This is a genomic window from Burkholderia sp. E168m23, assembly GCF_016586125.1.
Taxonomy (GTDB): Bacteria; Pseudomonadota; Gammaproteobacteria; order Burkholderiales; family Burkholderiaceae; genus Burkholderia; species Burkholderia orbicola.
Genome location: NZ_BCPP01001156.1, coordinates 1 through 1918 on the forward strand (window position 1 = coordinate 1; position 1918 = coordinate 1918).

Below are 1918 nucleotides of genomic sequence, written 5' to 3' on the forward strand. Positions count from 1 at the left end.
ATCGCGAGGCTGCTGCCCGGCTGCACGGCGAGCGTGATGCCGTCGAGGATCGTCAGCTCGCCCGTTGCATCGGCAACCCGCTTGCACACGTCATGGACTTCGATGATCGGATCGGTAATCTTGAACATGGACACGACATTTCGCTGGAAAAGACGCGCGGCGGCCGCCGCGCTGCTGGGCACCCTGCTGGCCGTCACCGTGCCCGCGCGCGCCGCGACGGCGCCCGCATCGGGCCCGCCCGTGATCGTCGTGCTCGGCGACAGTCTCTCGGCCGAATACGGCTTGCCGCGCGACACCGGCTGGGTGGCACTGCTGCGGCAACGGCTCACGACCGAGCGAATCGATTATAGCGTCGCGAACGCCAGCGTCAGCGGCGACACCACGAGCGGCGGCCGTGCGCGGCTGCCCGCGGTGCTGCAGCGGCTCAAGCCGTCGATCGTCGTCGTCGAACTCGGCTCGAACGACGCGCTGCGCGGCGTACCGCTCGCGACGACCGAGCAGAACCTGCGCGACATCATCGCGAGCGCCCAGCGCGCGCGGGCGAAGGTCGTGCTGGTCGGTATGTACGTGCCACCCAATTACGGCCCGGACTACACGCAGAAGTTCCACGCAGTCTATACACGGCTGTCGAAAGACCTCGGCGTGCCGCTCGTGCCGTTCCTGCTGGCCGGCATCGAGAACAAGCCCGAGCTGTTCCAGGCCGACCAGATGCATCCCGCGCAGCAGGCGCAGGGCATCCTGCTCGACAATGTGTGGCCTGCACTGAAGCCGCTGCTCGGCAAGCCGCACGGCTGATCGCAGCCGAGCGTCGGAAAACAAAAAGCCCCGCTTCGAGCGGGGCTTTTTGATGGTTGCGGGCGAAACGAGGCTCAGTTGTCGCCGTCCTGCTGCTGGCTGGCCGTCGTGCTGCCGTACAGCTTCACCTTCGAACGATCGCGCAGCGCGGCGAGGTACGCTTCGCCTTCGCTCTGCGCATCGACCTGCGCCATCTGCTGCTGCGCGGCCGCCAGTTGCTGCGGATCGACCGCCGAACCCGGGATCACCGCGTTCACGCGATAGATCGCATAACCGTCCGCGCCGAGATCGACCCCGACGTAAGCCGGCAGTGTCTTCGCATCAACCTTGTAGACGGCGCTCAGCGCAGCCGGCGTCAGGCCCTGCGATTGCGTGCGCGACACCTTCTGCGCAGCCGCGAACCCGTCGGTCGACTTCGACTTCTGCAGCTCGGCCAGCTTCGCTGCACCGTCCTTCTTCGCGAGTTCCGCGGCCTGCTCGGCGATGACCTTCTGGCGCACGACGTCCTTGATCGCGTCGAGCGCGGGCACCGCGGCCGGCTTGTGCTCGGTCACGCGCGCCGAGATTAGCGTGTTGTTGCCGACGTCGATCGCCTGCGTGTTGTTCTGGTTCTTCACCGCGTCGTTCGCGAACACGGCGGCCAGGAACTTCGGATTGTTCAACGGACTCGTCGGCGGCAGTTGCGGATTCGGCGTCGGCGTGACGGTGGCCGTCTGAATCGTCAGCTTGTACTTGTCCGCGGCCGGCTGCAGCGTCTTCGCCTTTTCGTAGACGGTCGACGTGAAGCCCTCCGCGTTGTCCGAGAACGCCTTCGATGCGTACTGCTGCTTCAGGTCGACCGCGATCTGGTCCTTCACTTCCGCGAACGGCTTGACGATCGCCGGCTTCACTTCGGTCGCCTTCAGGATGTGAAAACCGAGATCCGACTGCACGATACCGCTCACGTCGCCCTGCTTGAGCGAGAACGCGGCATCGTCGAACGCCTTGCCGCCCGCGGTCGAGCCGCGCGTGATGAAGCCGAGGTCGCCGCCCTTCGCCGCCGACGGCGCGTCCTGCGAGCTCTTCTGTGCAATCTGCGCGAACTGGTCCGGATGCGCCTTCACGTCGGCCAGCAGTTGCTCGG

At 66.4% G+C, this 1918-nt stretch carries 2 protein-coding genes and 1 pseudogene; 1 reads left to right on the forward strand and 2 read right to left on the reverse strand.

What is annotated here, in order from left to right:
• Positions 1-245 (reverse strand): annotated as a pseudogene (locus tag JMF90_RS40445) (ABC transporter ATP-binding protein); the annotation flags it as partial.
• Between JMF90_RS40445 and JMF90_RS35165 the strand changes: the two are divergent.
• A complete protein-coding gene (locus tag JMF90_RS35165; RefSeq protein ID WP_027805868.1) occupies positions 127-795 on the forward strand; it encodes an arylesterase in 669 nt (222 codons plus the stop codon). The pseudogene JMF90_RS40445 and the gene JMF90_RS35165 overlap by 119 nt on opposite strands.
• Before the next feature lie 74 nt (positions 796-869).
• On the opposite strand, the gene JMF90_RS35170 is transcribed toward JMF90_RS35165, so the two are convergent.
• On the reverse strand, positions 870-1918 hold a 1049-nt coding region (locus JMF90_RS35170), incomplete at its 5' end, for a peptidylprolyl isomerase (RefSeq protein ID WP_201326171.1).